This window comes from Telluria sp. ZT3P25 (genome assembly GCF_059685895.1).
On record NZ_JCASIJ010000001.1, the window covers coordinates 2,665,347 to 2,688,945 of the forward strand.

General features: G+C 64.0%; 23 protein-coding genes. 15 read left to right on the forward strand and 8 right to left on the reverse strand.

The window, feature by feature from the left end; genetic code table 11:
* Window positions 1-35: 35 nt before the first annotated feature.
* From motA to flhD, 4 genes are all read right to left on the reverse strand, one after another.
* Window positions 36-890: a flagellar motor stator protein MotA gene (gene motA, locus AC56LY_RS11840; RefSeq protein WP_258834778.1), complete on the reverse strand. Its 855-nt coding sequence runs from the start codon at window positions 888-890 to the stop codon at window positions 36-38.
* Window positions 891-1,037: 147 nt separating this feature from the next.
* Window positions 1,038-1,823 (reverse strand): class I SAM-dependent methyltransferase, encoded by a 786-nt coding sequence (locus AC56LY_RS11845; RefSeq protein WP_499579570.1) that lies wholly within the window; start codon window positions 1,821-1,823, stop codon window positions 1,038-1,040.
* A gap of 22 nt (window positions 1,824-1,845) precedes the next feature.
* Window positions 1,846-2,454, reverse strand: coding sequence for a flagellar transcriptional regulator FlhC (gene flhC, locus AC56LY_RS11850; protein WP_499579572.1), 609 nt, complete (start codon window positions 2,452-2,454; stop codon window positions 1,846-1,848).
* Window positions 2,455-2,506: 52 nt separating this feature from the next.
* The gene (flhD, locus tag AC56LY_RS11855) at window positions 2,507-2,824 is read right to left on the reverse strand and encodes a flagellar transcriptional regulator FlhD (protein WP_332531140.1); all 318 of its coding nucleotides are present in this window, start codon (window positions 2,822-2,824) and stop codon (window positions 2,507-2,509) included.
* Between the two features lie 575 nt (window positions 2,825-3,399).
* Between flhD and AC56LY_RS11860 the strand changes: the two genes are divergently transcribed.
* Genes AC56LY_RS11860 through AC56LY_RS11875 form a run of 4 tightly spaced genes read left to right on the forward strand, consistent with a single transcriptional unit; the run spans window position 3,400 to window position 6,031 of the window.
* Window positions 3,400-4,560: an acyltransferase family protein gene (locus AC56LY_RS11860; protein ID WP_499579575.1), complete on the forward strand. Its 1,161-nt coding sequence runs from the start codon at window positions 3,400-3,402 to the stop codon at window positions 4,558-4,560.
* Window positions 4,550-5,095: an RBBP9/YdeN family alpha/beta hydrolase gene (locus tag AC56LY_RS11865; RefSeq protein ID WP_499579577.1), complete on the forward strand. Its 546-nt coding sequence runs from the start codon at window positions 4,550-4,552 to the stop codon at window positions 5,093-5,095. Before AC56LY_RS11860 ends, AC56LY_RS11865 begins: the two co-directional genes overlap by 11 nt.
* 3 nt (window positions 5,096-5,098) lie before the next feature.
* Complete coding sequence (locus tag AC56LY_RS11870; RefSeq protein WP_499579580.1) at window positions 5,099-5,641, forward strand: GNAT family N-acetyltransferase; 543 nt, start codon at window positions 5,099-5,101, stop codon at window positions 5,639-5,641.
* Window positions 5,642-6,031: a GFA family protein gene (locus AC56LY_RS11875; RefSeq protein WP_499579583.1), complete on the forward strand. Its 390-nt coding sequence runs from the start codon at window positions 5,642-5,644 to the stop codon at window positions 6,029-6,031.
* Between the two features lie 88 nt (window positions 6,032-6,119).
* Here AC56LY_RS11875 and htpG read toward each other — a convergent pair whose 3' ends face one another.
* Together htpG and AC56LY_RS11885 are read right to left on the reverse strand one after the other, a co-directional pair.
* On the reverse strand, window positions 6,120-8,039 hold the full coding sequence (htpG, locus tag AC56LY_RS11880) for a molecular chaperone HtpG (protein WP_499579585.1): 1,920 nt from the start codon (window positions 8,037-8,039) through the stop codon (window positions 6,120-6,122).
* Between the two features lie 111 nt (window positions 8,040-8,150).
* On the reverse strand, window positions 8,151-9,554 hold the full coding sequence (locus AC56LY_RS11885) for an aminotransferase-like domain-containing protein (RefSeq protein ID WP_499579588.1): 1,404 nt from the start codon (window positions 9,552-9,554) through the stop codon (window positions 8,151-8,153).
* Window positions 9,555-9,667: 113 nt separating this feature from the next.
* On the opposite strand from AC56LY_RS11885, the gene AC56LY_RS11890 reads away from it, so the two are divergent.
* The 4 genes from AC56LY_RS11890 (at window position 9,668) to AC56LY_RS11905 (ending at window position 14,022) form a co-directional block, all read left to right on the forward strand.
* Window positions 9,668-10,588, forward strand: coding sequence for a DMT family transporter (locus tag AC56LY_RS11890; RefSeq protein ID WP_499579590.1), 921 nt, complete (start codon window positions 9,668-9,670; stop codon window positions 10,586-10,588).
* 98 nt (window positions 10,589-10,686) lie between these two features.
* The gene (locus AC56LY_RS11895; protein ID WP_482899360.1) at window positions 10,687-11,148 is read left to right on the forward strand and encodes a RidA family protein; all 462 of its coding nucleotides are present in this window, start codon (window positions 10,687-10,689) and stop codon (window positions 11,146-11,148) included.
* A gap of 163 nt (window positions 11,149-11,311) precedes the next feature.
* The gene (locus AC56LY_RS11900) at window positions 11,312-12,505 is read left to right on the forward strand and encodes an aminotransferase-like domain-containing protein (protein WP_499579593.1); all 1,194 of its coding nucleotides are present in this window, start codon (window positions 11,312-11,314) and stop codon (window positions 12,503-12,505) included.
* Window positions 12,506-12,663: 158 nt separating this feature from the next.
* A complete protein-coding gene (locus AC56LY_RS11905) occupies window positions 12,664-14,022 on the forward strand; it encodes a diguanylate cyclase (protein WP_499579596.1) in 1,359 nt (452 codons plus the stop codon).
* A gap of 9 nt (window positions 14,023-14,031) precedes the next feature.
* Here the strand turns inward: AC56LY_RS11905 and AC56LY_RS11910 are convergent, their stop codons facing one another.
* Entirely contained in the window at window positions 14,032-15,654 is a 1,623-nt protein-coding gene (locus AC56LY_RS11910) for a glycerol-3-phosphate dehydrogenase/oxidase (RefSeq protein ID WP_499579598.1), read from the reverse strand.
* A 131-nt stretch (window positions 15,655-15,785) separates the two neighbouring features.
* On the opposite strand from AC56LY_RS11910, the gene AC56LY_RS11915 reads away from it, so the two are divergent.
* Window positions 15,786-16,826 carry an AraC family transcriptional regulator gene (locus AC56LY_RS11915; protein ID WP_499579600.1) on the forward strand — a complete coding sequence of 347 codons (1,041 nt, stop codon included), beginning with the start codon at window positions 15,786-15,788 and terminating at the stop codon, window positions 16,824-16,826.
* A 4-nt stretch (window positions 16,827-16,830) separates the two neighbouring features.
* Here the strand turns inward: AC56LY_RS11915 and AC56LY_RS11920 are convergent, their stop codons facing one another.
* A complete protein-coding gene (locus AC56LY_RS11920) occupies window positions 16,831-17,604 on the reverse strand; it encodes a YoaK family protein (RefSeq protein WP_499579604.1) in 774 nt (257 codons plus the stop codon).
* Between the two features lie 141 nt (window positions 17,605-17,745).
* Here AC56LY_RS11920 and dapC point away from each other — a divergent pair, with 141 nt between their 5' ends.
* The 6 genes from dapC (at window position 17,746) to prmB (ending at window position 23,518) form a co-directional block, all read left to right on the forward strand.
* The gene (dapC, locus tag AC56LY_RS11925) at window positions 17,746-18,960 is read left to right on the forward strand and encodes a succinyldiaminopimelate transaminase (protein ID WP_499579607.1); all 1,215 of its coding nucleotides are present in this window, start codon (window positions 17,746-17,748) and stop codon (window positions 18,958-18,960) included.
* 42 nt (window positions 18,961-19,002) lie between these two features.
* Window positions 19,003-19,827, forward strand: coding sequence for a 2,3,4,5-tetrahydropyridine-2,6-dicarboxylate N-succinyltransferase (gene dapD / locus AC56LY_RS11930; RefSeq protein ID WP_343025451.1), 825 nt, complete (start codon window positions 19,003-19,005; stop codon window positions 19,825-19,827).
* 95 nt (window positions 19,828-19,922) lie between these two features.
* Window positions 19,923-21,068: a PilT/PilU family type 4a pilus ATPase gene (locus AC56LY_RS11935; RefSeq protein WP_499579611.1), complete on the forward strand. Its 1,146-nt coding sequence runs from the start codon at window positions 19,923-19,925 to the stop codon at window positions 21,066-21,068.
* Window positions 21,069-21,109: 41 nt separating this feature from the next.
* Window positions 21,110-21,469 carry an ArsC family reductase gene (locus AC56LY_RS11940; RefSeq protein WP_499579613.1) on the forward strand — a complete coding sequence of 120 codons (360 nt, stop codon included), beginning with the start codon at window positions 21,110-21,112 and terminating at the stop codon, window positions 21,467-21,469.
* Complete coding sequence (gene dapE, locus AC56LY_RS11945; protein WP_499579615.1) at window positions 21,466-22,602, forward strand: succinyl-diaminopimelate desuccinylase; 1,137 nt, start codon at window positions 21,466-21,468, stop codon at window positions 22,600-22,602. The genes AC56LY_RS11940 and dapE overlap by 4 nt, the downstream gene beginning before the upstream one ends.
* A gap of 25 nt (window positions 22,603-22,627) precedes the next feature.
* Window positions 22,628-23,518: a 50S ribosomal protein L3 N(5)-glutamine methyltransferase gene (gene prmB, locus AC56LY_RS11950; RefSeq protein ID WP_499579616.1), complete on the forward strand. Its 891-nt coding sequence runs from the start codon at window positions 22,628-22,630 to the stop codon at window positions 23,516-23,518.
* Window positions 23,519-23,599 lie beyond the last annotated feature (81 nt).

The window sequence follows — 23,599 nt, forward strand, 5'->3', positions numbered from 1 at the left end:
TACGCCGGCGAAAGATCGAATGCGGTCATCGCGGCTTACTTCTTCTTCTTGATGTGTTCTTCGAGCTCGGCGAAGGTCGGGCGCTCGGTCGAGTACAGCACCTTGCGGCCGAATTCCACGGCCAGCGCCGGCGCATAGCCGTTCAGACTCGCCAGCAGCGTCACCTTCACGCACTGGAACATCTTGGTCGACTCTTCGAGCTTCTGCTCCAGCACGGTGGACAGCGGGCTGACGAACGCATACGCCAGCAGGATGCCCAGGAACGTACCGACCAGCGCCTTGGCGATCAGGATGCCCAGCTCGGCCGGCGGCAAGCCGACCGATTCCATCGTGTGGACCACGCCCATCACCGCCGCCACGATACCGAAGGCCGGCAGGCCGTCACCGATCTTGGCGATCACGTGGGCCGGAATGGCGCCTTCGTGGTGGTGGGTTTCGATCTCGTTGTCCATCAGGTTTTCGATCTGCATCGCGTCCATGTTCCCGGACACCATCAGGCGCAGGTAATCGGTCATGAATTCGACGATGTGATGGTCGGACACGACGGCCGGGTACTTGGAAAACAGCGGCGAGGCGTCCGGGGCTTCGATATCGCCCTCGATCGACATCAGGCCTTCCTTGCGCACCTTGGACAGCACGTCGAATTGCAGCGCCATGAGTTCCATGTACATGTCCTTCGTGTACTTCGAGCCCTTGAAAATGCTGGGAAACGCCTTGAGCGTGGCCTTGATGGCCTTGCCGCTGTTACCGACGAACAAAGCGCCGAACGCGGCGCCGCCAATCATCAACAGCTCGATCGGCTGCCACAGCGACGCAAGGTGACCACCCGCCAGGGCAAAGCCGCCGAACACGCAGGCACAGACGATGATGTAACCAACAATAACTAGCAAAGGATGTCGCTCCAGAAAACCCGTAACGTGTCGCGACATGACGACTCGGAACCGGTAATGTCAGAAAATGTTTATTCAGGGAATTACTTTAGCTGGAGAAGTGCTGTCCGGCAAGCAAAACCACCCCGGAAACTCACCGTTTGTCTCTTAAAAGTCCCATATATACAATGCGGGCCCATTTGTGTATGGATGCACAACACGTGTCGGTGTTTGTCCGACAACGATAAATTCGTAACTGAAAAGCATCGAACCGGGACGCATCTCGCGCGCTGCCTTGCGCCACAGCGCGCTCATCGCGGCCGGGGACAGGTAAGCGAACACGGCGTCGTAGTCGCCGAGGTCGAGTCGTTCATAGTCGCCACGGATGAAGGCGGCCGGGCTGCGTGCCAGCCGGGCACGCGCAAAGCTTGCCAGCCACGGTAGCGGTGCAAGCTCGATGCCTTCGATGCGCGCGTCTGGCCGGCGGCGCTGCAGTGCCAGCACCAGTCCGCCGATGCCGCTGCCGATATCGATTACCCGCACCGCCCTGCCCTGTGGCAGCGCGGCGTCAACTGCCTCCCACACCTTGCGTCCGGACGGGTAATACGGCACCTGCGTGCGGTAGGTCGACCAGTACAGCAGCAGCAGGAACAAGAAAACGAACAAAAACGCCAGCGGCGGAATCGCCAGCGTGCTGGTCGCCAGCAGCGCCAGCGGAAAACCGAACTGGATCGCGCGCCACCAGATCGCCAGGCCGCGCCACCAGGTCAGGCCGGCCGCTACAAGGCCCTGGACCAGGGCCACGTGCCAGTACGAGACGACCAGGCCGCCCGTGGCGAGCAGGTAGATGATGGCGAGCGTGAGGGGAAAGGCGGCGAGCTGGAGCAGCAGCGCCCGGATCGCGGGCGCGCCCAGCAGACGCCGGGGCGACGGGGAAGAAGGTGATGCTGGCAAGGGTATATGCCGGCGCGCTGGATCAGGCCGGGTCGAGGCCGGCAGCCTTGCCTTCGGCCTGCCCGGCCTGCTCGGCTTGTTCATCGGCCCTCGCCTGGTCGAGCGCTTCCTTGGCCTTGCGGGTCTTGCCCGCGCGCGAAGGCATGTGGCACAAGCCGCACAGGTAGTCGCTGTTGAGGTCGAGCGCGTTGACGATGAACTTGCCCTGGCACTTGCTGCATGGCGCCAGTTGCAGCATGCCGCCATTGAAAAAGCGCACCAGCGTCCAGGCGCGCGTGAGCGAGAGCAACGGCTCTTCGTTCGGTGCCGGCGGCATTTGTTCGAGGTAGAGTTTGTAGGCCTTCATGACGGCCTGGATGCCGGTGGCGCCGGCATGCTCCACCAGGAACTGGTGGATATTGATGAACAACGACGAATGGATATTCGGTTGCCAGGTCAGGAACCAGTCGGTCGAAAACGGCAGCATGCCCTTGGGTGGAGAGACACCCTTGAGCTCCTTGTACAGCTTGAGCAGGCGTTCGCGCGACAGCGAGACTTCGGTCTCGAGCAGTTGCAGGCGTGCGCCAAGGTTGATCAGTTCAATGGCGAGCTGGATTTCCTGCGCCTCGGTGACAACGCTCTTTTTACTCATGGCGATACGGCTCCCGGCTCTGTCGGCCTTACAGCAAGGCCGCTGGCAGCGATTATACGATCTCTTCGACTGGCTGACCGGCCATCAGGATGGCGGCGTGTGACTGGGCCAGGCTGCGTTCCTTCGTGTGGCTGGTCAGCATCGACAGGATCGCGCTGTCGTCGAAGCGGAAGCGGGCCAGCATCATGTTACCGCCGGCGAGCTTCAGGATCTGCGCATTGCTCATGCCTTCGATCAGGTCGGCGATGTCGGCCGAGACGCCCAGGCGGAAAATGGCGGTGACCTTGTCGGCACGGATCATTTGCTGGGCCAGCATCAGGTAGCTCAGGTTAGCGTCGCGAATTTCAGCCATCATGTCGTTCATCGTCATTTTCTCTCTCCGGTCGTTGTGTCGGCTGCCGTTGTGTTGCCGATGAGATAGATTCTGACCGTGGGGAAACTATTCTCAAATTGGAGAAAGTCTGTATTTTCAGTCAGTGAACGACGAGACGGACCCATAGGAGTTTGTCTTACAAACCCATCTGGTTCCCTATGAAACCCTGGCTAAAACCAGGGCTGTACAGCGCAGGAAAGCGCCTTGATGATTCGCAGCAACAAACCGCGTTTGTCGCAATTTTGCCACTCGGCAATAGCCACTTATCTCTTTAACGGCGGCTGGCGGAGGAACTTTAGGGTCAGTTTGAAGAAATTCTCGACATTTTTTCTGACCTGACAACCTGCCTGCCCCCGTCTGTCCATCCATTAACGGCAACCTTGCTGCCGACTTTAGGGTGATCCGACAAAATTTTTCACTAACTTTTTTGACGGGTTACTGCCTATCTGGGACTGTTATCGGACGGCCCCGCAGAAACTTTAGGTTCGCTGCAAAATAATTTGAACTTTTTTTCAGGGGCCTTACCCTGACCAAAAATTGTGTAAACGATGTTTTGCTTTACTATTAACAGAATGCGCACTACCCCTACTCCCCTCAACCAGCCGTTCTCGGTGTACCTCGACCTGGTCCGCTTCCTGGCTGCGCTGGCCGTGGTGCTGATGCACATGCGCATGTTCAGGCTGGTCGATATTCCCGGCTCACAGCACTGGACGCTGCTGGGCCGCGAATCCGTGATGGCGTTCTTTGTCCTGTCCGGCTTCGTCATTGCCTACACCACGCAGATGCGCCGCCCTGACGCGATCGACTTCACCGTAGCGCGCGCCGCCCGCATCTATTCGGTCGCCCTGCCCGTCCTGCTGCTGGGCTTCCTGTGCGCCTGGGTGAGCCAGGGCCCGCATGTGCCCGGCATGGATGCGAGCTACCAGGTGGCCAAACCCTGGTTCTATATTCCGTTTCACCTGCTGTTCATGGGCGACCTGTGGCGACTGTCGGAGCACCCGCCCTGGCTCGGCCCCTGGTGGTCCCTCAATTACGAGGTCTGGTTCTACGTGCTGTTTGGCGTCGCCTGTTATGTACGCCGGCCATGGCGCCTGCCGGCAATCGGCCTGCTGCTGGCCTTCATGGGCTACAAGCTGTGGCTGCTGCTACCCGTCTGGCTGGCCGGCGTTGCGCTGTACCACTGGCAGGCCCGCTACACCCTGAGCCGCACCGCAGCGCGCGCCGGCTGGGTGCTGAGCATGGTCTTGCTGATCGCGTACGAGGCATACGGCGTCGAGGAACTGCTGCGCGCTGCGGGCCGCGCCAGCTGGCTCGGCCAGCACGTCGCACTCGGCAATGCTGATCGTTTCCTGGCCGACTATGCCTTTGGCATGATCGTCGTCCTCAACTTTGCCTGCGCCCGCTTCGCCGGATTTACCGCCCTGCTGCGCGTGGCGCGCCCCATCCGGCTGTTCGCCGCCTACACGCTGACGCTGTACCTGGCACATGCGCTGGTGCTGATCGGCTGGCCCGAGCTGTATCCGCATGATCCCGCCAGCATCACCGACGTGCTGGCCTTGTCGGCCGCCGTCGCCCTCGCTACCGCATTGCTGGGCATGCTGACCGAGCAGCGCAAGGATGCGTTCAAGCGCCTGTTCGAGCACGCGCTGCGCCCGCTCCGGCGCCCTGCGCAACGGGCAGCACTGGCGCCGGCGCCGTTCAACCCCATCAAGGAGAAACACGATGACATGTGACGTATTGATTTTGCCCGGCCTGTTCAACTCCGGTCCCCAGCACTGGCAATCGCTGTGGCACGAGCGTCATCCACAATGGCGCCGCGCGGCCCATCGTGACTGGACGAATCCCGACCGTGACGAGTGGGTGGCCGAGATGGAAGAAGCCATCGCCGGCTGCAGCGGCGCGCCGGTGCTGGTCGCGCACAGCCTGGCCTGCATGCTGGTGGCGCATTGGGCGCTGTCCGGCTCGCCCCTGAAAGTGGCGGGCGCCTTTCTGGTAGCGCCCAGCGACGTCGAACGGCCATCGTTCCCGATCCCCGCCGGTAACTGGGCGCCCGTCCCCCGCACGCCGCTGCCGTTTCCCAGCATGATCGTGGCCAGTACGAACGATCCCTATGCCAGCATCGAGCGCACCCAGTCGTTTGCCGACGCCTGGGGCAGCAAACTGGTCGAGATCGGCGACGCCGGCCACGTCACCACCGACGCGGGGTATGGCGACTGGCCCGAAGGCTTGCGTTTGCTGGATGCGTTTTGCTCTGACATCACGAAATAAACGATGACTGTCCTGGACAGCGCGCGGCTGCGCTTCGAGCCAATGCAGGATGCGCATTACGACGGCCTGCGCCGGCTTAACAGTGACCCGCTCGTTATGCGCTTCATTTCAGGCCAGCCTGAAACACCTGACGACACGCACGCTGTGATCGCCCGCGTCAAGGCACGCTGGGAAACGCTCGGCTACGCGTGGTGGAGCCTCATCGAGCGCGACTCGGGAGAGTTGATCGGCGCCGGCTGCATCCAGCATCTTGAGCACAACACATCCAACCCGCACGAAATCGGCTGGCGCCTGCGGCCCGATTGCTGGGGCCAAGGTTACGCGATCGAAGCAGCCGAGCGGATGGCACGCTTCGCCTTCGACGATCTGGGCGTGCCGCTGCTATGCGCGATCTGCGACCCGGAGAACGCCGCCTCGCGGCGCGTGATGGACAAATTGGGCATGACGTATCGCGGCGTGGAAACGTGGCATGGCACGTCCGTCACGGCGTACGGCATCGACCGCGCTACCTGGGCGCTTCGCCATGGCCATGACATGGCGACCTGAATGACCACCTTTCACGGCAGTTGCCACTGCGGTTTGGTTCGCTATGAGGCCGACATCGACCTGGCCGCCGGCACGGTCAAGTGCAATTGCTCGATCTGCACCAAGCTGCGGTTCTGGGCATGCGTGATCGCGCCGACGACATTTCGCCTGTTGCAGGGCCACGAGACGCTGCGCGACTACCGCTTCGGCGCGCAACGTGACGGCCACGCGTTCTGCAGCGTGTGCGGCGTCCATGTCTTCACCACCGTCGCTGCGGGCCCGTTCATTGCGGTAACGGTCGCCAGCCTGGACAATCTGCCGGTCGATGCGCTGATGGCGGCGCCGGTGCGCTACATCGATGGCCGCAACGACAACTGGCATACAGCGCCAGCCGAGGTGCGTCACCTGTAGGTGGACCAGCAGCGCCGATGCGCGCTCATAAAAAAGCCGCCGCTCCCGGTAACGGGAACGGCGGCTTTCACACTAACGGATCAAGCGCTTACTTCGCGCCAGACAGCAGCATCTCGTTCAGGCGCTTCACGAACGACGCCGGATCGCTCAGGCTGCCGCCTTCGGCCAGCATCGCCTGGTCGAACAGGATGTGCGACCAGTCGGCAAAGCGCGGGCTCGTCGTGTCTTCGTACTTCAGGCGCTGCACCAGCGGGTGGTCCGGGTTGATCTCGAGGATCGGCTTGGATTCCGGCGCGTCCTGGCCTGCGGCCTTGAGCATGCGCAGCAGGTTGCCCGACAGCTCGTTGTCGTCCGCCACCAGGCAGGCCGGCGAATCGGTCAGGCGGAACGTCACGCGCACTTCCTTGGCCTTCTCGCCCAGCGCACCCTTCATGCTCTCGACCAGTTCCTTGTAGCCAGCCTCGGTCTCGGCATGTTCCTTCTTCTCGGTCTCGTCTTCCAGCGCGCCCAGATCCAGGCCGCCCTTGGCGACCGATACCAGTTCCTTGCCTTCGAACTCGGTAAAGAACGACAGCATCCACTCGTCGACGCGGTCGGTCATCAGGATGACTTCGACGCCCTTCTTGCGGAAGATTTCCAGGTGCGGGCTGTTCTTGCCGGCGTTGTAGTTGTCGGCTGTGACGTAATAGATCTTGTCCTGGCCTTCTTTCATGCGGCCGATATAGTCGGCGAACGAGACCGTCTGGGCGTCCGAGTCATTGGCGGTCGAGGCAAAGCGCAGCAGCTTGGCGATGCGGTCCTTGTTGGTCGCATCCTCGCCCACGCCTTCCTTGAGCACCTGGCCGAATTCCTTCCAGAAGGTCGCGTACTTGTCCTTGCCGGCCTGCTCGTCCGAGTTCGCCATTTCTTCCAGCATGCCCAGCACGCGCTTGGTCGAGCCTTCGCGGATCACGCGCACGTCGCGCGACTCTTGCAGGATTTCGCGCGAGACGTTCAGTGGCAGGTCGCTCGAGTCGATCACGCCCTTGATGAAGCGCAGATAGGTCGGCATCAGCTGCTCGGCGTCGTCCATGATGAAGACGCGCTTGACGTACAGCTTGATGCCGCCGCGCTTGTTGCGGTCCCACAGGTCGAACGGCGCGTGCGCTGGCACGTACAGCAGCTGCGTGTATTCGCTGCGGCCCTCGACCCGGTTATGGGTGTAGGTCAGCGGTTCCTGGAAGTCGTGCGAGACGTGCTTGTAGAACTCGTTGTACTGTTCTTCGGTGATCTCGTTCTTCGAGCGTGCCCACAGCGCGCTGGCCTGGTTCACGGTCTCGACGTCGTCCTTCAGGACGGTTTCTTTCTTTTCTTCGTCCCACTCTTCTTTCTGCATCACGATCGGCAGCGAGATGTGGTCGGAATATTTACGGATGATCGACTTGAGCTTCCATGCCGACAGCAGTTCTTCTTCGCCGTCGCGCAGGTGCAGGATCACGTCGGTGCCGCGACCGGCCTTTTCGATCTGTTCGATGCTGTAGTCGCCTTCGCCAGCGGACTCCCAGCGCACGCCTTCGGATGCATCGGCACCCGCGCGGCGGGTCTCGACGGTGATTTTCGAAGCGACGATGAAGCCCGAATAGAAGCCCACGCCGAACTGGCCGATGAGTGCCGCGTCCTGCTGCTGGTCGCCGGAGAGCTTGCTGAAGAATTCCTTGGTGCCCGACTTGGCGATGGTGCCCAGGTGCGAGATCACTTCGTCACGGTTCATGCCGATACCGTTGTCCGAGATCGTGATCGTCTTGGCGGCGGCGTCGAACGCCACCTTGATTTTCAGTTCGTGGTCGTTGCCGTACAGGGCGTCATTGTTGATCGCCTCGAAGCGCAGCTTGTCGGACGCATCCGACGCGTTCGAGATCAATTCGCGCAGGAAGATTTCCTTGTTGGAGTACAAGGAGTGAATCATCAGTTGCAGCAGCTGTTTTACTTCAGCCTGAAATCCAAGGGTTTCTTTTTCGGCGTGGGCCATCTTGTTCCTCGTTAAAGACAAATAGGGGTTGGTCAGACCCGGACGCATATGTGGCCCTGCCGGGGGATTTCAAGAGATATTTTTGATAAGCAATATCCAGACATCCCGACGTCAAGCGCCGCGGGTCTCTAAAAAGCGCCAGACGGCCGGATCCTGCAGCGCCGCCAGGTTCAGGCGCATGCGGGTCGACGGCTGCTGATCGGGCGAGAACAGGCTGCCCGGCGCCAGCAAGAGGTCCAACCCAAGTGCGCGCGCCGTCAGCGCGTTGGTGTCGCAGCCGGCATCGACCCAGACGAACATGCCGGCAGCCGGTGCCGACTCGACCGCCAGGCCCAGCGTTTCAAGCCGGCGCAGCGCCCCGGGCCGCGCCCCGTCCAGGCGCGCCCGGATGCGGTCGAGATGCTTGCGGTAATGGCCTTCGCTCAGGATCTTGTAGACGATCCGCTCGCCAAGGTCGCTCGTGCTGAGTGTGGCGAGCATCTTGCGGTCCGACAATCGCAGCGCGCGCTCGCGCGAGGTGGCGATGAAGCCCACCCGCAGATTGGCCGCCATCGACTTCGAAAATCCGCCCAGGTAGATCACGCGCTGCAAGCCGTCCAGCGCAGCCAGGCGCGTGGCGCCACCCGGGTGCAAGTCGCAGTAGATATCGTCTTCGACGACCAGAAACTCGTGCTGCTCGGCCAGGCGCAGCACCTGGAATGCCTTGGCCGCCGATATCGACGACGACGTCGGATTGTGCAAGACCGAATTGATGACGAACAAGCGCGGCCGGTGCAGTGCAGCCAGGTGCTCGAGCTGCGCCAGATCCGGCCCATCGGCCCGGCGCGGCACGCCGACCACTTTCAGGCCCAGGGCCGCGAACGATCCGAACATCAGGAACCAGGCCGGATCGTCGACCAGCACCGTGTCGCCCGGCTGGCAGAATTCGCGTGCCACCAGGTCGAGCGCCTGGGTCACGCCGAGCGTGGTCACGAGTTGCTCCGGCGCGGCCTCGATCTCCATCTCGGCCAGCTTCAGCTGGAGTTGCTGGCGCAGCGGCAAAAAGCCGTGCGGCGGGCCATAGCCCAGCAGGCCATCACAATTCTGGCGACTCAGCGCGCGCAGCGCATTGGCCACCGCCGGGCCATCCAGCCAGCCGGCCGGCAACACCCCGGAACCGGGTTGAAAACCGAGCGGGGCCTGGCGGAACATGCTGCGCACCAGCCAGGCGATGTCGAGCGAATCCGGCACGGCGGCTGGTTGCGTTGCCAGCCGCGCCGGCACCGGCTGCCGCTCTCGTACAAAGAAGCCGGCGCCACGACGCGATTCCAGATAACCCTGCGCCACCAGCCGGTCGTAGCTTGCCACCACGGTAAACGGCGAGACGCCGTGACTGGCAGCGAACTGGCGAATCGACGGCATGCGCGCGCCAGGCCTGAGCAGGCGCTCGTCGACGTGCGCGGCCACCGCGCGCACGATTTGCTCGGCGAGGGGCCCCTCGGCACGGGTGAAGTCAAACGCGGGTGTATTGGTCATCGCTCCACCACAGTGGGTAAATTATCGGGACAACTGTACTGGGACTGTATTGGTCAGTGGTCGTAGGATAGTCCCAAGTACTTCAATGACACAACCCCTGCCGAAGGAACCGCATGACCGCCATCGCCCACCCCGCGTCGTCCACCAGCCACGACGAAACCCGCGGCATGCTGCTCGGGCTGGCAGGCGTGGCCATGTTCAGCCTGACCATGCCGTTCACCCGCATGGCAGTCATGGATCTCGATCCGCTGTTCGCGGCGCTGGCCCGGGCGCTGGGCGCGGCCGCGCTGGCTGCCGGCTGGCTTGTCTGGCGCCGGGCCCCGCTGCCGCCACGGGGCGCCTGGTTGCCTCTTGGCCTTGTGATGCTGGGCGTGGTGATCGGCTTTCCCCTGCTCAGTTCAATGGCGTTGCGCGTCCTGCCCGCTGCGCACGGCGCCGTTCTGGCCGGCCTGCTGCCGCTGATGACAACGATCTATGCAGCGCTGCGCGGCGACGAGCGGCCTTCGCTGGCCTTCTGGCTCATGGCCGTGCTCGGCGCGGCGATCGTGGTGGCGTTCGCGCTGTTCCAGGGTGGCGGCGCGCTGCACCCGGCCGACCTCCTGATGTTTGCGGCGCTTGCCGCCGGCGCGATGGGCTATGCCGAAGGCGGCAAATTGGCTCGCACGCTGGGTGGACCCGAGACGATTTGCTGGGCGCTGCTGCTGGCCATACCATTCGCTGCGTCGACGCTGGCCTGGCATCTTGCGCGCCACCCGGTCGACTTCGCCGCCGTCGGACCCGCCGCCTGGGTCGGGCTGGCGTATGTCACGGCGATCTCGATGTTCGTCGGCTTCTTTTTCTGGTATCGCGGCCTGGCGTTGGGCGGAATCGCGCGAGTCGGCCAGGTGCAGCTGCTGCAGCCGTTCATGAGCCTGCTCGGCGCGGCGGTGCTGCTCGGCGAGCGGCTGGCACTGAACAACTGCCTGTTCGCACTGGCCGTGATCGGGGTCGTATGCGCCGGCCGTCGACTGCAGGTACGCCGTCAGGCCTCATGATTGGCCGCACAACGGGCCGCACGACGGGCAGCATGGTTCGCTCGCCTACCTGCGCTCGACGTACAATATCGGATTCATTCACGCACCCTGGAAATTCCATGACCGTCTACGACAAACTCAAAGAACTGAACATCACGCTGGAAGCGCCAGCCACCCCGGCCGCGGCCTATGTCATGTACGTCCAGACCGGCAACCTCGTGTTCATCTCGGGCCACATCGCCAAGAATGCCGACGGTTCGCCGAATGCCGGCATCCTGGGCCGCGACAAGACCACCGCCGACGGCCAGGCGGCTGCGCGCTCGGTCGCCATCGACCTGATCGGCACGCTGCAGGAAGCGGTCGGCGGCGACCTGACCCGCGTCAAGCGCATCGTCAAGCTCATGAGCCTGGTCGCATCGACCCCGGACTACAACGAACAGCACCTGGTCACGAATGGCGCGTCGGAACTGATCGGTGAAGTGTTCGGCGACGCCGGCAAGCACGCGCGTTCGGCCTTTGGCGTTGCCTCGCTGCCGCGCGGTACCTGCGTCGAGATCGAAATGATCGTCGAAGTGGCATAAACACAGCGTTTGCGTGGCAATAACCGGCGCACATTCGCCGGTGTTTCCTTTACTGTCATTACGGGTGGCGCTGACCCGGCGCCGTCCGCCGACAAGAGATCGCCTACCCGGCGTGTTCTATATAATGGCCCGGCACGACCGTGCCCCTTCCTGCGAGACAAGTATGAAAATCGAAAACCCCAATCCTATCCAGTGGCAGTTCTCGGAACGCGCCGCGCAGCTGCAAAGCTCGTTCATCCGCGAAATCCTGAAGATCACCCAGCGTCCGGACATCATTTCGTTCGCCGGCGGCCTGCCATCGCCTGCGACCTTCCCGGTCGAGCGCATGAAAGCGGCCTATGACAAGGTGCTGAGCGAAGCCGGCAAAGTGGCGCTGCAATACGGCCCGACCGACGGTTATGCGCCACTGCGCGAATGGATTGCCAATTCGTTGTCGACCGAAGGCTCGACCATCCTGCCGGAACAGATCCTGATGACGTCCGGCTCGCAACAGGCGCTCGACCTGCTCGGCAAGGTGCTGGTCGACGAAGGCAGCCGCGTGCTGGTCGAAACCCCGAGCTACCTGGGCGCGCTGCAGGCGTTCTCGGTGTACCGCCCCGAATTCAAATCGGTCGACACCGACGAACATGGCCTGGTGCCGTCGTCGATCGATGCCGTCGCCAAGGACGCGCGCATGCTGTACTCGCTGCCGAACTTCCAGAACCCGACCGGCCGCAGCCTGTCGCTCGAGCGCCGCCGCGAACTCGTGGAAACCTGCGCGCGCCTGGCCATCCCGCTGATCGAGGACGATCCGTACGGTTCGCTGTCGTACCGCGGCGAGCCGATGCCGAAGATGGTCGCGATGAACCCGGACGGCGTCATCTACATGGGCTCGTTCTCGAAGGTGCTCACGCCAGGCATTCGCCTCGGCTACGTGTGCGCCCCGCTGCCGCTGGTGCGCCGCCTCGAGCTGGCCAAGCAGGCCGCCGACCTGCACACTGCGCAGCTGACGCAGATGGTCGTGCATGAAGTCGTCAAGGACGGTTTCCTCGACCAGCACATCCCGACCATCCGCCAGTTGTACAGCGATCAGTGCCAGTGCATGCTCGACGCGATGAAAGAACACTTTCCAACGAGCGTCAGCTGGACCGAACCGGAAGGCGGCATGTTCATCTGGGTCACGCTGCCGCAGCAGATCGACGCCATGAAACTGCTCGAGCAGTCGCTGGCCGCCAAAGTGGCATTCGTGCCGGGCGCGCCGTTCTACGCCAACGATCCGGCGTCGAACACGCTGCGCCTGTCGTTCGTGACGGTGCCGCCGGAACGCATCCGCGAAGGCATCGCCATCCTCGGTAAGCTCATTGCCGGCATGCTGTAATTGCCCATCGGCCCGCGTGCAAGGCGCGGGCCCATGACAATTTGGTTGCATTATTGCAACAACATCATCAGGTGCTGAGTTTCTGGCAAGATCAGTTGTCTGATTGCCTCGGATTGCGGGTATGATTTCGTCACATTGATGAGGTCTTACTGCAACTGATGATGCACCCTGCTCTAGCGCTTGCAGCCCCGGCGCGCCAATCCGCCATTCTGATCGTTGATGACGCCCCCGACAGCGTCGGCCTGTTGCAGGACATGATGCGACAGCAGGGTTACCAGACCTTCGTCGCCAGTACCGGAAAACGCGCGCTCGACATCGCGCTGCGCGTGCAGCCCGACCTGATCCTGCTCGACGTCCGCATGCCCGACCTCGACGGCCTGGAAATCTGCCGCCGCCTCAAGCGCGCGACCGACACCGCCCATATTCCCGTCATTTTCGTCAGCGAATGCGGCGAGACCGAAGACGTCGTCGCCGGCTTTGACACGGGTGCAGCGGATTACATCGCCAAGCCGGTGCGCATGGCCGAAGTCTGCGTGCGCGTGCGCGCCCAGCTGCGCCTGCGCAGCAGCAGCGACAGCCAGAAGCAGCAGGCTGAACGCCTCCAGCTAATCGTCGATGGCATGGACGAAGGCCTGATGCTCGTCGATGCCGACGGCTGCATCGCCTTCGCCAACCCGGCCAGCGAAGGCTTCCTGGCGCAGCCGCGCAGCCTGCTTGCCGGCCGGCCGCTGTGCGATCTGATCGAGCCGCCGGCAGACCGGGACTACGCTGCCTTCTTCGCCAACCCGGCCGATGAGCAGGCCGCTGCGCGTTGCCGCGGCACGCGTGAAGTGCGGCTGCGCCAGCCCGATGGGACGCTGCGCGCGATCGACCTGGGCCTGTCGCCGATGGCCGGCGACGAAGGCCTGTTCGTCATCCTGCTGCACGACATCACGCACCACAAGCAATCCGAGACGGCGCTGCAGCATGCGGCGCTGGTCGACCCGCTCACGCGCATCGCCAACCGCCGCCACTTCGACGCGTTTCTCGACAAAGAATGGCAGCGCGCGATCAGAAGCAGCCAGCCGCTGTCGCTGATCGTGATCGACGTCGACCACTTCAAGGGCTACAACGACAGCCTGGGCCACGCCGCCGGCGACACCTGCCTGCAGGCGATCGCCGAGGCGCTGCAAACGCATGCGATGCGCCCGACCGATCTGGCGGCGCGCTATGGCGGCGAAGAATTCGTCGTACTGCTGGCCGATACCAGCTGCCCGAGCGCGGCCCGCCTGGGTGAATCGATCCGTGCCCATATCGAGCAGCTGGCCATGCCAAATCCGCGTGCTGACGGCGCCGGCGTGGTCACGGCCAGCGTGGGCGTGGCCTGCATCGTGCCGACATTGTTCGACGATATCCGCTCGCTGTTCGTCTCGGCCGACCGTGCCATGTACGAAGCCAAGGCGCGCGGGCGCAATCAGGTCGTCATGCTGCAGGCAGGGACGATGCTGGACACCGTGCGCGGCCAACGCGCGCCCTGAGCCTGCCCGTCACGTGGCAGGCGGCACCGCGTGCTGCAGGCGCCACGCAGCCATATAGCGTTTTTCCTGCGCGTCCCATTGCGCATCGTCCCATCCCAGCTCTTTCTGGCAGATCGCGCGCACCCGGCCCATCAGCGCCGCGCCACCATCGGTCAGCTGGATGCCCAGGCGCGTGCGGCGCAGCAGCAGGTCGTCGAGCCGGTACACCTGTTCGGCGCGTGCCGCCCAGCGCAGCTCGGCCCACAGCGTGTGCGTGCCCGGAATGCATTCGAGCTCTCCTGCCTGCGCGGCGGACAGGAGTGCCTTGACGTGCGCGCCGTAACGGCCCGTGAGCCGGCGCAGCACGTTGGGCGGCAGGTCGCGCCGCGCCGGGACGCTGGCCCGTGCAAACACGGCCCCGCGCTCGGTGCGCAGGGGCGCGCCCGACAACTGGCGCGCCGCCTCGCGCAGCACGTCGCGCGCGGCCAGGCGGAAGGTTGTCAGCGTGCCACCCGCGACCGAGACCAGACCGGGTTCGGACCACACCAGGTGCTCACGCTTGTCACTGATTGACAGGCCGTCGCTGCCGCTGTCGAATACCAGGCGCGCACCGGCAAAGGTGGCCAGCACGTCGGCATCGACCAGCGCCAGTGGTGCGAACTGGGCTTGCACGGCCGCCATCAGGTAATCGAATTCGCGCCGCGTGATGCTCGGCTGGGCATTGACGTCGTCGGTCTGGTCGACGTCGGCCGTACCGACCAGCGTCACGCCTTCCCACGGAAACGCAAACACCGGGCGGCCATCGGCCGGATGCAGCAGGCTGACGGCGTCGGTCAGTGGCAGGCGGTCGGCCGGCAACAGCAGGTGGCTGCCGCGCAGCCAGCGCAGGCGCGGCTGCCCGTCGTTAACGCCGGCGCCGGCGAGCGCAGGCGGTGCGCCGGTGGCGTCGATTACCACGCGCGCGCGCACTGCCGTCTCGGCGCCGGTGCGTTCATCGCGCAGCAAGGCGCCATGCACCTTGCCGCCATCGCGCACGAGCGACTGCACGGTGACGTAATTGCAGGCCACCGCGCCATGGGCACGCGCCTCGCCCAGCACGCGCAGCACGAGGCGCGCATCGTCGGTCTTGGCGTCGGTATAGCGGATGCTGCCGGCGCTGCGCGGATCGGGCGCATCCGGGGCCGGTTTGCGCAGGGCGTCCTGGCGCTGCCATTGCGGTTCGCGCCGGCCCGTGAGCAGGTCGACCACGCGCAGCATCGACAGCAAGCCAAGGCGGCGCGTGAGGTCGGCGCCATGGTTCGCGAACGCGAACGGCTGCGCATCGACCAGGCCGGGAACGGCGCGCAGCAGCGCTTCGCGCTCGGCCACCGCGTCACGAGTGCGGCGCAGGCTGCCGGCGGCCACATTGCGCAGGCCGTCGTGCATCAGTTTGGACGAGCGGCTCGAGGTGCCGCAGCCGAAGTCGGCCTGCTCGACCAGCAGTGCCTTCAGACCGCGCCGCGCTGCCTCGAGCAGGATGCCGGCACCGGTGATGCCGCCGCCGATGACGAGCACGTCCCAGTCGCGTGGTGGTGGAAAGGTCATCATGGCGTCACCCGCCGGGCCGGACAGGTGGCGCCACCGGGCCAGCGCCAGCGGGCGTTCTGCTGGCACAGTTGCATGTCGTTTGCCTCGTCACCCCAGCCATTACAACACCGCATCAAACCGCCTTCTTCGTTATACTTGGGCACAAGTTGCCCTTTTTGCCAGATTAGTCAGGGCCTTGCCAACTGTATTGCGCATTCATGACACTGCCTTGCTCGATCACGCCACGCCTGCCGGATACCGCCCGCGTGACCGGCCCCTATCTCCAGACCTTGCTCGATACTGCCCTCGAACGCGGCGTGACACCCCACGCGCTTGCGAACGCCACCGGCCTGGCTGGCGGCGCACTCTCTCCGCTTCCCGACACGTTGTCGACAACACGCTACATCGCCCTCCTCGATACCGGCGCGCGGCTGGCGAACGATCCGTTTTTCGGTTTGCATGTCGGTGAAAAAGTGCGCCCTGCCACGTACAGCGCATATGGCCTGATGCTGCTGGCCAGCAGCAGTTTCGGCCACGCGCTGGCGCTGGCCCAGCGCTATGAACCGCTGGCGCACGACCTGGGTCGCAGCCGGCTTGCCATCGAAGGCCCGCACGCATTGTATGAATGGATCAGCCGCTATCCGGACGCCACGCGGCACCTGGCCGAGAGTGTGTACGCCGGCATTCGCGTGTTCGGCAGCTGGATGGCGGGGCGAGCCTTGACGCCGCAGGCGATGCACTTCAGGCATGCCGATCCCCGCCTTGGCCACGATGAATACCGGCGCGTGCTGGGCGTCGTGCCGACGTTCGATGCGCCGTGCCATGGCGCCGCTTTTGACGTGGCGCTGCTGGCCATGCCGGTGCCGAATGCCGACACCAGCCTGTTTCCCGTGCTGCACCAGCATGCCGAACGGCTGCTGGCGCAGCGCACGATGACCGCCGACGGCATCGTGGCGCAGGTGACGACGGTCCTCACCCCGCGCCTGCCCGACGGCCGGGCCCGCCTGGCACCGGTCGCGGCCGAACTGGGATTGTCGGCGCGCACGCTGCAGCGCAAGCTGGCCGACGCCGGATCGAGCTTTCAGCAGGTCCTCGATGCGGTGCGCTTTGCGCTGGCGCAGGATTATCTGCGGCGGCGCGAGCTGGGGCTGGCCGATATCGCTTTCCTGCTGGGCTTCCAGGACCAGAGCGCGTTCACCCATGCGTTCCGTGAGTGGAGCGGCATCAATCCGGGGGCCTGGCGCGAACAGGCCGCCTGAGCGGTCAGGCGTCGTGCCCGGCCCGCCGCCCGCGCCCCAGCACGTGCAGCGCATCGTCGACCACCGGCACGATCCCCAGCACGCACAGGAACGCGGCCAACGGAATCGTCGACAGATAACCCAGGTGCTTGAAGCCCAGGGCTCCGACCACGCCTCCGATGCAGAAGGCAGCCAGGAGCGCCATCATCAGGCCCAGGCGCCCCAGGTTGGCCGTCACTTTGGGCTGGTGCCGGCCGCCATCCATATTCCAGTACGCCAGCTTGCCCAGTTCGATGCCGATGTCGGTCACGATGCCGGTCATGTGGGTGGTGCGGATTTCGGCGTGCGAGACCTTGGTGATGACGGCGTTCTGCAAACCCATCATGAAACACAGCAGCATCACCGTCAGCGGGATGAACAGCGCATCGATGTCGTTCAGGCGTGCGCCCAGGATGCCGAATACCAGCAGCAGGATCGCTTCGAACACCAGCGGCAGTGCATAGCCGCTGTAAAGGCCCTGGCGCCGCACGAGATTGACGAGGATCGCGGTGCAGGACGCGCCCAGCATGAAGCTGACCAAGGCGCCCAATGCCGCGAGCACCAGGTCGGTCTGGCCGAGCACCAGATGGTCGGCCGCGCTCGAGATGATGCCGGTCATGTGCGACGTGTACTCGCGCACCGCCAGGTAACCACCGGCATTGATGGCCCCGGCGACAAAGGCCAGCGCCACGCCCAGGTGGCGGTTGGCGCCCGGCGTGCGGGCGTGTCCGGTCAGGCTACGCGCGTAATTGATCGGCACGGAAAATCGGCTTTCGACGTGAACATTGAAGGTGGGTATTGACGTCAGATGTTACCGCAAATCACTTAAAGCGTATGCGCCGTGGCGGCGATTCCTGGCGCTATAATGAAAAATTAGCCAAAAGCGCACACTGGTATCGCCGTGAACCCCCATCTCGACAAACTCCATTCCTACCCGTTCGAAAAACTGCGCCAGTTGTTTGCCGGCGTCACACCGAACCCGGACTATTCGCCCATCAGTCTTGGCATCGGCGAGCCGAAGCATCCGACGCCCCCGTTCATCGAGAAAGCGCTGATGCATGCGGTATCGGGCCTGGCCAGTTATCCGAGCACGATCGGCAGCGAGCCGCTGCGCACCGCGATCGCTGGCTGGCTCGAACGGCGCTACGGCTTGCCGGCGCTCGACGCGGCCACGATGGTGCTGCCAGTGAACGGCTCGCGCGAGGCGCTGTTTGCCATCGCGCAGTGCGTGATCGACGCGTCCAGGCCCGATCCGCTGGTGGTATGCCCGAACCCGTTCTACCAGATCTACGAGGGCGCGGCCTACCTGGCCGGCGCCGCGCCGTGGTTTGTCAACTCCGAGCCGGGGCGCAATTTCGCGCCCGACTATGCCAGCGTGCCAGATGACGTGTGGCCGCGCGTGCAGCTGATGTATGTCTGCTCGCCCGGCAACCCGACCGGCGCCACGCTGACGCTGGACGACTGGCGCGACCTGTTCGCGCTGTCGGACCGCTGGGGCTTCCTGATCGCGGCCGACGAATGCTATTCCGAGATCTACACGGGCAGCACCCCGCCGCTGGGGGCGCTCGAAGCGGCGCACCAGCTTGGCCGCAGCAGCGGCGAGCAGCCTTACCGCAACCTGATCGTGTTCTCGAGCCTGTCGAAGCGCTCGAACGTGCCGGGCATGCGCTCGGGCTTCGTGGCAGGCGACCCGGTGGCGATGAAGCGTTTTCTGTTGTACCGCACTTACTGCGGCGGCGCGATGTCGCCACCGGTGCAGGCGGCGTCGATTGCGGCCTGGAACGACGAGCAGCACGTGCAGGACAACCGCACGCTGTACAAAGAGAAGTTCAATCTCATCACGCCGCTGCTCAAGAACGTGATGGACGTCGAACTGCCCGACGCCGGCTTCTATCTGTGGGCCGACGTGCGCCGCACCGGCCTGTCGGATGTCGACTTCGCACGGCGCCTGTACGCCGACTATAATGTCACGGTCCTTCCGGGCAGCTACCTGGCGCGCGATGCGCACGGGCAGAACCCGGGCCAGGACCGCATCCGCATGGCCCTCGTGGCCAGCGTCGACGAAGGACTGGAAGCGGCCAACCGCATCGTCCAGTTCTGCCAGGGCCTCACCTGACGCCTCTGCACCCTTGAATTCATTCCAACCAAGAACAGCACCATGACCCAACAACTCCAGAACATCATCGACACCGCCTGGGAACAGCGCGCCGACATCAGCCCGAACAGCGCCAGCGCCGAACTGCGTGACGCAGTCGCCCATGTGCTCGCGGGCCTCGACGACGGCAGCCTGCGCGTCGCGCAGAAGGACACCGGCACCTGGGTCGTGAACCAGTGGATCAAGAAAGCCGTGCTGCTGTCGTTCCGCCTCGAGAACAACGTGCCGGTCGCCTCGGGCGACATCCAGTTCTACGACAAGGTCCCGACCAAGTTCGCCGACTACACGCCAGAAGACTTCGCACGCGGCGGTTTCCGTGTCGTGCCGCCGGCAGTGGCCCGTCGTGGCAGCTTCATCGGCAAGAACGTGGTCCTGATGCCGTCGTACGTCAACATCGGCGCCTACGTCGATGAAGGCACGATGGTCGACACCTGGGCCACGGTAGGTTCGTGCGCGCAGATCGGCAAGAACGTTCACCTGTCGGGCGGCGTGGGCATCGGCGGCGTGCTCGAACCGATGCAGGCCAACCCGACCATCATCGAAGACAACTGCTTCATCGGCGCGCGTTCCGAAATCGTCGAAGGCGTGATCGTCGAAGAGAACTCGGTGATCTCGATGGGCGTGTACATCGGCCAGTCGACCAAGATCTATGACCGCGCCACCGGCGAAGTATCGTATGGCCGCGTGCCGTCGGGCTCGGTCGTCGTGTCGGGCAGCCTGCCATCCGCCGACGGCAAGTACAGCCTGTACTGCGCCGTCATCGTCAAGCGCGTCGATGCACAGACCCGCTCGAAGACGGCCATCAACGATCTGCTGCGCGGCGACTGATTGCGCACGTAGTCAGTACGGCCGGTTGAACGGGGCGGCATGCCTGCCCTGCCCAACCGGCTCTTGTAACTCCCCCGATTGACGGAGACGATGCCATGGCCATGGACCGCCTGTTCCAGCTGATGAAAGAGAAGAACGCGTCCGACATGTTCTTCGCCGTGAACTCCCCGGTGCATATCAAGATCAACGGCGCGCTCATCCCCATCAACCAGCATCGCCTCGAACCCGAGAACATCCTGTCGCTGCTGTCCGAGATCGCCACGCCAGAACAGATCGACGAACTCCAGCGCGACAACGAATTGAACATGGGCGTGTCGGTCGCCAACGTAGGCCGGTTTCGCCTGTCGGCGTTCCGCCAGCGCGGCTCGATCTCGGCCGTATTCCGTTACATCCCCGCGACCATCCCGCCGCTGGCCGAACTGGGCCTGCCGCCCGTGCTGGCCGAACTGATCATGGAAAAGCGCGGCCTGATGCTGGTCGTGGGTGCCACCGGTTCGGGCAAGTCGACCACCATCGCGTCGATGCTCGACCATCGCAACGACCTGCGCACCGGGCATATCCTGACGCTGGAAGACCCGATCGAATATCTTTTCAAAAACAAGAAATCGATCGTCAACCAGCGCGAGATCGGCAGCGACACGCACGACTTCGGCATCGCGCTGAAAAACTCGATGCGCCAGGCGCCCGACTGCATCCTGATCGGCGAAATCCGCGACCGCGAAACGATGCAGGCGGCGCTGGCCTACGCGCAGTCCGGCCACCTGGTGCTGGCCACGCTGCACGCCAACAACAGCTACAACGCACTGAACCGTATCATCAGCTTCTACCCGCTGGAAAACCGCAACGCACTGCTGCAGGACCTGGCGTCGAGCATCAAGGCCATCGTGTCGCAGCGCCTGGTCAAGGCCGCTGCCGGCGGCGCGCGCCGCGCGGCAGTCGAAGTCATGCTCAACACCCGCTACATCGCCGACCTGATCGAACAGGGCGAAATCAGCCAGATCAAGGAAGCGATGGACAAGAGCCTGTCGGCCGGTTCGCAATCGTTCGAAGGCGCCCTGTTCCACCTGATCAAGGAAGGACACGTGACGCAGGACGAAGGCCTGGCCAACGCCGACTCGGCTACCAACCTGCTCTGGCTGCTCAACAACGGGCCCGATAGTCAGGTCCAGCAGCAGCTGGACGACAAGGCCAATGAGCCCAAGGGCGGCGCGTCGTTTACCGAGTTCACGCTCAATTCCTGATCTTCCGGGGCGGCGCTGCCGCCCTCTTTCCCGCATATCCCATGACGACTACCCTCTACGGCATCCCCAATTGCGACACCGTCAAGAAAGCCCGCACCTGGCTGCAAGACCACGGCATCGACTTCACCTTCCACGATTTCAAGAAGCAAGGACTTGCCCCTGAAGTGGTGACAACCTGGCTGCAAGACCTCGACTGGACGACCCTGGTCAACCGCAAGGGCACCACCTGGCGCAACCTGCCGGACGAACGCAAGGTGGCCATCGTCGATGCCGACAGCGCGCTCGCGCTGATGCTCGAAAATCCGTCGGTCATCAAGCGCCCGGTCGTGCAAGGCGCCGGGCCTGTGACGGTCGGTTTTTCGCCGGCTGCATTTGAAGAAAAATTCGGGGCGGCAGCATGAGACCATCACGCACCCTGCTGCTCACCGAAGAGCTGATCGCGCTCGACTCGATCACGCCCCAGGACAAGGGCTGCCAGCAGCGCCTGATCGAACTGCTGGCGCCGCTGGGCTTCGTGTGCGAGACGATCGTCTCGAATGGCGTGACCAATCTGTGGGCGCGCAAGGGCGAGAATGCGCCGCTGTTCGTGTTTGCCGGCCATACCGACGTGGTGCCGGCCGGTCCGCTGCACCAGTGGACATCCGAACCATTCATGCCGACGCAGCGCGACGGCAAGCTGTACGGGCGCGGCGCCTCTGACATGAAGACCTCGATCGCGGCGATGGTCATCGCCTGCGAAGAGTTCATCGGCGCGCATCCTGACCACCAGGGCTCGATCGCGTTGTTGATCACGAGCGACGAAGAAGGCCCGGCAGTCGACGGCACCGCCATCGTCTGCGACCTGCTCGAAGAACGGGGCGTTGCGCCAGACTATTGCCTGGTGGGCGAGCCGACCTCGAACCACGTGCTGGGCGACACGATCAAGAATGGCCGGCGCGGTTCGCTGTCGGGCCACCTGATCGTCAACGGCGTCCAGGGCCACATCGCCTACCCGCAACTGGCGCGCAATCCGATCCACCAGATGGCCCCGGCACTGGCCGAGCTGACGCTCGAAGTCTGGGACGAAGGCAACGAGTACTACGCGCCCACCAGCTGGCAGGTGTCGAACATCGCCGCCGGAACCGGCGCCAACAACGTGATCCCGGGGAGCGTGAGCCTGGACTTCAATTTCCGTTTCTCGACCGCCAGCACGGCCGAAGGCCTGCAGGCGCGCGTGCATGCGATCCTCGACCGCCATGGCCTGGATTACGATCTCGACTGGACCTTGTCGGGTCTGCCCTTCCTGACCGAGAAAGGCACGCTGTCGGACGCCGTCTGCACCGCGATCAGCGACGAACTGGGCGTCCAGACCGAATTATCGACCTCGGGCGGGACCTCGGATGGCCGCTTCATCGCCCGCATCTGCCCTCAGGTGATAGAATTCGGCCCACCGAACGCCAGCATTCACAAAATCGACGAGCACATCGAACTGCGCTACATCGATCCCCTGAAGAATATCTATCGCCGTACGCTCCAGCGCCTGCTGGCCGCTTGAAGCCTTACAACCCATCATCCAGGCCATGACCACCACCTCATTTTCCACGCCGCGCGACCTGCTGCGCTATGCGATCACCCGTTTCAACGGCGCCAAGCTGTTCTTCGGCCACGGTAGCATCGAAGCCTTCGACGAAGCCGCCTACCTGATCCTGCACACCCTGAAGCTGCCGCTCGACCGCCTGGAGCCGTTCCTCGACGCCAAGCTGCTGGACGACGAAGTGCTGCAGGTGCTGGCCGTGATCGAGCGCCGCGTGACCGAGCGCGTGCCGGCCGCCTACATCACCAAAGAAGCCTGGCTGGGCGAATACCGCTTCTATGTCGACGAACGCGTACTGGTGCCGCGCTCGTTCATTGCCGAGCTGATCCCGCAGCAGTTCAGCCCGTGGCTGGTGGACCCGGATGGCGTGGAAAACGTGCTCGAGCTGTGCACCGGCAGCGGGTGCCTGGCAATCATGATGGCCGATACGTTTGCCAACGCGGTGGTCGATGCGATCGACATCTCGAAGGATGCGTTGGCCGTGGCCGAAACGAATATCCGCGAATACAAACTCGAAGGACGCGTGAACCCGATCGAGTCCGACCTGTACGAAAACGTGCCGTTCAAGAAATACGACCTGATCATCACCAACCCGCCGTACGTGAACGCTGAATCGATGCGCACGCTGCCGCAGGAATACATGGTCGAGCCGCAGATCGCGCTGGCCGGCGGCGAAGACGGCATGGACCTGGTGCGCAAGATCATCGCCGGCGCCGCCGAGCGCCTGACGCCGGAAGGCATCCTGGTGGTTGAAATCGGCAACGAGCGCGAGTACGCCGAAGCCGCGTTCGGCCACCTGGGCCTGACCTGGCTGACCACGAGCATCGGCGACGATGCGGTGTTCCTGCTGACGGCTGAACAGCTGCAAAACACGTAATAATCCGCATCCTTCTTTTATCCGTGGGGTGGGCGACTCGGTTGCCCACCCCACGCTGCACGTCAACTTTCAAGCGTCCCA

Excerpts from the sequence above, each read along its gene's own strand:
- htpG (WP_499579585.1), bottom strand. The coding sequence starts at position 8,039 with ATGGCCCACGCCGAAAAAGAAACCCTTGGATTTCAGGCTGAAGTAAAA.
- AC56LY_RS11905 (WP_499579596.1), top strand. The coding sequence starts at position 12,664 with ATGATGCACCCTGCTCTAGCGCTTGCAGCCCCGGCGCGCCAATCCGCC.
- AC56LY_RS11860 (WP_499579575.1), top strand. The coding sequence starts at position 3,400 with ATGCGCACTACCCCTACTCCCCTCAACCAGCCGTTCTCGGTGTACCTC.
- flhD (WP_332531140.1), bottom strand. The coding sequence starts at position 2,824 with ATGACGATGAACGACATGATGGCTGAAATTCGCGACGCTAACCTGAGC.
- AC56LY_RS11900 (WP_499579593.1), top strand. The coding sequence starts at position 11,312 with ATGAAAATCGAAAACCCCAATCCTATCCAGTGGCAGTTCTCGGAACGC.
- AC56LY_RS11940 (WP_499579613.1), top strand. The coding sequence starts at position 21,110 with ATGACGACTACCCTCTACGGCATCCCCAATTGCGACACCGTCAAGAAA.
- AC56LY_RS11895 (WP_482899360.1), top strand. The coding sequence starts at position 10,687 with ATGACCGTCTACGACAAACTCAAAGAACTGAACATCACGCTGGAAGCG.
- AC56LY_RS11935 (WP_499579611.1), top strand. The coding sequence starts at position 19,923 with ATGGCCATGGACCGCCTGTTCCAGCTGATGAAAGAGAAGAACGCGTCC.
- AC56LY_RS11915 (WP_499579600.1), top strand. The coding sequence starts at position 15,786 with ATGACACTGCCTTGCTCGATCACGCCACGCCTGCCGGATACCGCCCGC.
- AC56LY_RS11890 (WP_499579590.1), top strand. The coding sequence starts at position 9,668 with ATGACCGCCATCGCCCACCCCGCGTCGTCCACCAGCCACGACGAAACC.
- flhC (WP_499579572.1), bottom strand. The coding sequence starts at position 2,454 with ATGAGTAAAAAGAGCGTTGTCACCGAGGCGCAGGAAATCCAGCTCGCC.
- dapD (WP_343025451.1), top strand. The coding sequence starts at position 19,003 with ATGACCCAACAACTCCAGAACATCATCGACACCGCCTGGGAACAGCGC.
- dapE (WP_499579615.1), top strand. The coding sequence starts at position 21,466 with ATGAGACCATCACGCACCCTGCTGCTCACCGAAGAGCTGATCGCGCTC.
- AC56LY_RS11885 (WP_499579588.1), bottom strand. The coding sequence starts at position 9,554 with ATGACCAATACACCCGCGTTTGACTTCACCCGTGCCGAGGGGCCCCTC.
- AC56LY_RS11865 (WP_499579577.1), top strand. The coding sequence starts at position 4,550 with ATGACATGTGACGTATTGATTTTGCCCGGCCTGTTCAACTCCGGTCCC.
- AC56LY_RS11875 (WP_499579583.1), top strand. The coding sequence starts at position 5,642 with ATGACCACCTTTCACGGCAGTTGCCACTGCGGTTTGGTTCGCTATGAG.
- AC56LY_RS11870 (WP_499579580.1), top strand. The coding sequence starts at position 5,099 with ATGACTGTCCTGGACAGCGCGCGGCTGCGCTTCGAGCCAATGCAGGAT.
- prmB (WP_499579616.1), top strand. The coding sequence starts at position 22,628 with ATGACCACCACCTCATTTTCCACGCCGCGCGACCTGCTGCGCTATGCG.